Origin of the sequence: Thermoanaerobacter sp. A7A, assembly GCF_000445185.1 — a bacterium.
Lineage (GTDB): Bacteria > Bacillota > Thermoanaerobacteria > Thermoanaerobacterales > Thermoanaerobacteraceae > Thermoanaerobacter.
Genome location: NZ_AVAF01000145.1, coordinates 1 through 5,972, shown reverse-complemented (window position 1 = coordinate 5,972; position 5,972 = coordinate 1). Strand labels below are relative to the sequence as shown.

Annotated in this window: 4 protein-coding genes and 2 pseudogenes; all 6 read right to left on the bottom strand. The window is 34.2% G+C overall.

Annotated elements, in window-relative coordinates:
• The coding region (locus M663_RS0111320; RefSeq protein ID WP_029688988.1) for a CAT RNA binding domain-containing protein at positions 1-236 on the bottom strand (236 nt) is incomplete at its 3' end.
• A 17-nt stretch (positions 237-253) separates the two neighbouring features.
• Positions 254-738, bottom strand: a pseudogene (locus M663_RS14850) (PTS glucose transporter subunit IIA).
• Between the two features lie 112 nt (positions 739-850).
• A complete protein-coding gene (gene nagE / locus M663_RS0111310) occupies positions 851-2,251 on the bottom strand; it encodes an N-acetylglucosamine-specific PTS transporter subunit IIBC (protein ID WP_004402526.1) in 1,401 nt (466 codons plus the stop codon).
• A gap of 337 nt (positions 2,252-2,588) precedes the next feature.
• Positions 2,589-3,536, bottom strand: a complete 948-nt coding sequence (locus M663_RS0111305; RefSeq protein WP_029688987.1) for a hypothetical protein — start codon at positions 3,534-3,536, stop codon at positions 2,589-2,591.
• Positions 3,537-3,659: 123 nt separating this feature from the next.
• On the bottom strand, positions 3,660-5,279 hold the full coding sequence (locus M663_RS14845) for a methyl-accepting chemotaxis protein (protein WP_337954501.1): 1,620 nt from the start codon (positions 5,277-5,279) through the stop codon (positions 3,660-3,662).
• 146 nt (positions 5,280-5,425) lie between these two features.
• A pseudogene (gene deoA, locus M663_RS0111295) lies at positions 5,426-5,972 on the bottom strand (pyrimidine-nucleoside phosphorylase); the annotation flags it as partial.

Genomic DNA, 5,972 nt, shown 5'->3' with positions numbered 1-5,972 from the left:
ATTATTTCTTCTGCAATCCCTATTACATCTCCTCTTATCTTTTCCATTAACTCAGAAAATTTAATCTTATTAACATCCTCTTGTACATAAAATATTTTCTCTAATTTGTCTTCTTCAATAATATCACCCGGTCTTTTGCCAAATCCTATACCTTTTCCCACAACTATGCATTCCACATTTTTATCATCCTTTGCCATACACACGTTATTGTTAAGAACTTTTATTACTCGATACATAATCAATACCTCACTTTTCACTTGAGGTATACTCTCATAATCTTTGTCTTCCCTGCTTTTGCTTCCTCACCATCAGATTCTTTTACAATTTTATCCACTATATCCATATTAGTAATAATAATTGGAGATGTCAAGGGATGTTCTTTTTTAACCAATTCCATATCAAATTTAAGCAACTTATCTCCTATTTTCACTTTTTCACCTTCGGAAACAAAACTTTCAAATCCATTTCCTTTCATTTCTACTGTATCCATCCCAATATGAATTAGTACCTCCAAACCTTCTTCTGTTTTTATTCCCAAAGCATGTTTTGTAGGGAATAATTGTATAATAGTGCCATTAACCGGTGAATATACTATACCTTCTTTAGGTTCTAATGCCACTCCATCTCCTACCATTTTTTGAGAAAACACAGGGTCTGGGACATCTTCAATTTTTAATAACCTGCCATAATAGGAGAATATATATCTACGTATTTTTTCTTTTTAAATATGTTAAACATGTAATCAGCCCTTTCTGTATTTTTTATAATATCTTATTATACCCATATATTTCAAACTTCTTAAAATAATTTTGATGGCGGCCAGTTTACGGCCGCCTAAAACATTTTCACCTTAAATTTTACCTCCTGCTTTTTTCATGTGTTTTTTCATTTCTTGTGCAATCAAATCAGCTTTTGTACCAACAATTACTTGCAATGCATTTTTGCCCATTCTCATAACACCTGTTGCTCCTAATTTTTTAAGTTTATCATCGTCTATTATTGTATCGTCTTTCACAGTCAAGCGCAACCTTGTTATGCAAGCCTCCAAAGACTGGATGTTTTCTGCTCCACCCAATACTTCTACGTATTGTGCAGCAATATCACCAAGTTCTGATTTTGACATGTCTGCATATTGGTCAACAGCTTCTTCTTCTAATCTGCCAGGAGTTGGCAGGTTGAATTTCACTATTATATAGTAGAAAATTACATAGTATATTGCACCATAAATTATACCTATTAGAAGGAGCAAAAGAGGTTTTGTAGCTATACCATAACTTAAGATATAGTCAATGAGACCAGCTGAAAAGCCAAAGCCATCCTTTATACCAAGAACATAAGTTATAGCAAGAGATAAACCTGTCAAAAGAGCGTGTATTACATAAAGTACTGGCGCCAAGAACATAAATGAAAATTCAATAGGCTCTGTAATACCTGTTAGAAATGCTGTAAGAGCTGCACTTATTAACACACCAGACACAGCTTTTCTTTGGTTTGGCTTTGCTGCCGCCAACATAGCCAGTGCTGCTGCTGGAAGCCCAAACATCATAATAGGATAAAACCCTGCCATAAATGTTCCTGCTGTTGGGTCGCCTGCAAAGAATCTGTTTAAATCCCCAGTTACAACTTTGCCAGCTGCTGTTTTAAAAGTACCAAATACAAACCAGACAAGACTGTTTATAACGTGATGAAGTCCAAAAGGAATCAAAAGCCTATTGAGTACACCATATACAAATACTCCAAGTGCTCCCGCTCCAATTATCCATTCACCTACAGCATATATGCCATTCTGTATTGGAGGCCATACATATCCCATTGCAAAAGCTAACACAATTGCCGCGAAAGCTGTTACAATAGGCACAAATCTTTTTCCACCAAAGAAGCCTAAGAAATCAGGAAGTTTAATATCATGATACTTGTTATACAGATAACCGGCTATGATACCCATTAAAATACCGCCTAAAACTCCCATGTTGATATCTTTGTTTATAGTTGTCGCACCTTTTGTCAGTACAAAATAGCCAACTGCTGCGGCAAGAGCTGCTACACCATCTCCATCAGCAAAACCTATTGCAATACCTATAGCAAAGATGAGAGGTAAATTGTCAAATACCGCTGCACCTGCTTGCATAATAAAAGGAATGTTGAAAACATCAGGTGCGCCAAGCCTCAAAAGCAACGCAGCTGCAGGTAACACAGCAACTGGAAGCATTAAGGCTTTACCAAGTTTTTGAACACTTGCTAACCACTTCATATAAAAACCTCCTTATTTTTATTTTTCAGGCATTTAAACAAAAAGAGCCGGCAAGGTAATAACACCTTGACCGGCTCATGCCTGCTTTTGCAGTAACACGCCGTAATTTAGTATTCGTTTACGAATATTATATAATCTATTTTGCAGTTTGTCAATAACTAATTATTGATAAATTTGCATATATCTTTAAATCACACCCCGTTTCTCATTAAATTATTTGAAAAACAATTTCACACTGTTGACAAACTTTCGCAAAGGAGATGTTTTGCATACGGAGTGACTTGTTACAAAGTTTTCTGATAACGCCATTGCCAAAAGAAGATAAAGTATATACTTATTACTTATTCAAAGAATATGCCATTCTCCTATAAGTATGCCTTACTCCTCTTATGGCAATAGACAGTGCCATTATGTTTTCAGGAAGTGCTACTCCTGCATATCCTGCATCTCCTATATGCTGTATGTCTGCCCCTGCCATTTTTGATTGAACCCCAATAAATTCTATTGTGCTTTTTTGTGAACCCTCTTGTGATGTGCCAATTGTAGTCATTGCTAATGCACCTGATTCATGGATGGCTTCTATCTGTCTTTTTGCAAGATTTAAATCAATTCCTGGAACAGTACCAGGCGCTGGTATCAAAACACAATCAGCACCTGCTTTTACAAAATCTTTTAAAATTACGTCTTCATATATGTTTCCTGAGCCAGCACCGTGCATTTTTCCAGCAATGACCATCATATTTTCACCAAAAATTTCTTTTGCTAATTCTATTCCTTTTATTATCGTGCTGACACTTATCCCTGTATTGGGATTCCCAGTTATAACGACATAATCAAAACCGTATTCTTTAGCTTTTAAAAGATTTTCTCTTTTTAATTTTCGTCCCTCTACATACTTTACTCCTTCAGGAACTGGCTCTATATTTACACCTATAAACCTTCCAACAATCTTTTTGAGTCTCTTAATATAGTCAAAATCTTCTGCGTTTTTGTAAGCTATTTTGACTATTTTTTGTAATTCAGAAGGCCCAGCCGAAAAGTTTATTCCTATATCGTCTATGCCAAAAATAAATGGTTTTTGAAAGTCAAAAAAATTCAACGTAATCATGTCACTCCCAAACGCAGCTGCCAGTTCCATATTTGATACTCCATAAACCAGCGGTGGAACTGTTACAATAGTCTCTGCCATTACCGTCCTTCCTTCAGAAGTCCTTATCGTTTCAATAAGCATATTTTTGTCCATTCCTTCAATGTCTTTCATTGTAAGTTCAAATATTCTTTTCATAAAAATCCTCCCTTTCGAAAAATTAAAAGCCGGTAAGGTAATAGTTACCTTACCAGCTCATGCCGTAACCCGTCGCACGCTGTTTGAATAAATTATAAACCATATAGGGTATCTATGTCAAGATTATAGTTGTTTTACGATATTCGTAATTTTTTGCATATTAGACTTTTGCTCTTCAGTATATTCAACCTGTTCTTTTATGTGTTCAAGATTTTTTAAATTATTTTCATCTACTACATTTATCTCTGCCAAAAGTTGCTGCGAAGAAGCCAATAATTCTTCTACCTGTGCAGATATATTTTGTGATGCTGCCATTACGTTTCTCATGGCTTGTAGTGTTTGACTAGAACTTACAGCTGTCTCTTCTGCCGCAACAGAAATTTCACTAATAATATCAGAAACTTTGTCAAATCCTTCTTTTGTCTGTTCAAATATATCCAATACTTTATTCACCTCGCTGGAAGCTTTTGTAGAAGTATCAATGTTTTTGATAACATTATCAACAGTATCTCTTGTAAATTGGGTAAGAGATTCTATTATCTCTCCTATTCTTTCTACACTTTCTGTCGATTGCGCTGCAAGTTTCCTTATTTCTTCTGCCACAACTGCAAATCCTCTTCCGTTTTCTCCAGCTCTTGCTGCTTCAATTGCCGCATTAAGTGCCAAAAGATTCGTCTGCTCAGCTATATCTGATATTGAATAAAGAATATCCTTTATACCACCCATTCTTTTCTCTAGTTCATTCAATTGTTTTGAAGTATTTTTGGAGTTTTCCAAGCTTTCTTGTAAAGATTCAATTAATGATTTAACTTCTTCACCTTGCCTGTTTGCATTTTCTTCTATTTCTTTGATTTTCATCATTGCTTCATTCATGTCTCTCATAAGTTTATCGGAAACTTGTGACAAATTTTCATTAGTCTCCGAAACTTTAGTAATAGACTCAGCAACTTCATTTATATTTTCTGAAATTATGTTAATCCCATTCACTAAATCCTCTAAACCTTGTTTTGAAGAAGTTATGTTCATAGTATTTTCTTCTGATTTATCTCTTATGTTTACCGCATAATTCATGACTTTCTCTGATTGTTTTACTGCATTGTCAATTTCGGAATTGATAATTTTTGCAAATTTTCTTAATTTTTTCACAATCATTATTACATAAATTAAAATTAGAATAGCAATTATAATGCTAACTCCTAATGAAACATAAAAAGTCTTTTGGTTCTCCTGTATCATATTATTAAAATAGGGCAAGAAACCTTGAGAATATGTAGAACTAAAATCGTTTAAAGCACTTTGCAGATGGTTTAAATAATAAGTAATGTTAACTATTTTATCGCTATCTTCTACTGGATTATATTTTTCAGGTAAACTATTTACTGCTTTTTTTAAATTTTGTATATCTTCTTGTATAGCTGTTAAGTCTTTCTTGAGAGTATCATAGCTTTTTGTGCTTTTGTAGTCTTCCAGTCTGTTTTGAATATTGTATATATATGTTTCCATTGAACGTATGGGAATTCCAACAGAAAAATTCGTTGTATTCCCGCTTATATAATCATTTAAAGTTTGCTGTATGTTGCCGCTTAACACTGCAATTTGAACTTGAGCACTTGATACATTGATTACCTGATTAACTACATATTTTCTCAGGTTTTCAATATTTTTAATAGTATTAATAATACCTAAATTAACTGTTAAAGATAAAATTGCAATGAGGACTCCTATTATTACAAATGAACGTATGAGTTAAGCACGGATAGTCTTTCCCATTTAACACTTCTCCCCTTCTAAAGTAGATTTGATAAAACCTCAATATATATTTATCGGCTTTAATTAATAGAACTTTAACATAAAAAAGCGATTCTTTTTAGGAAGAATCGCTCAAAATGCTATTCAAATATTAATGTTGGCCTTTCTACAGGCTCATCTGAAAGAAGAATGTATTTTTTGATTTCATCAAAAGCCCAACCTAATTTGCTTTCATCATTGGCATATATCGTCGCAATAGGTTCTCCTTTCTTAATTATATCTCCAACTTTCCCACCTAACATTATGCCAACAGCTAAATCAATTGTATCTTCTTTTTTCTCTCTTCCCGCTCCTAATTTCATCGCTACAAGACCTAAATCTAAAGCCATCAGGTCTTTTATATATACATCTCTGTCGGCAATCCAAGGTCTTATATACTTAGCCTGTGGTAAAAGTGATAAATCGTCAACTACTCTTTCATCTCCACCTTGAGCCTTTATAAATTCTTTAAATTTTTGTAGGGCTTTTCCGCTATCAAGTGCTTCTTTTAGTTTTGCCCTCGCCTCCGTATCGTCTTTTGCAACGCCTGCAATTTGAAGCATATCAGAACCAAGTAGCATACATACTTCCAACAAATCTTTAGAACCATGACCTTTTAATACTTGGACAGCTTCTACTATTTCAAGA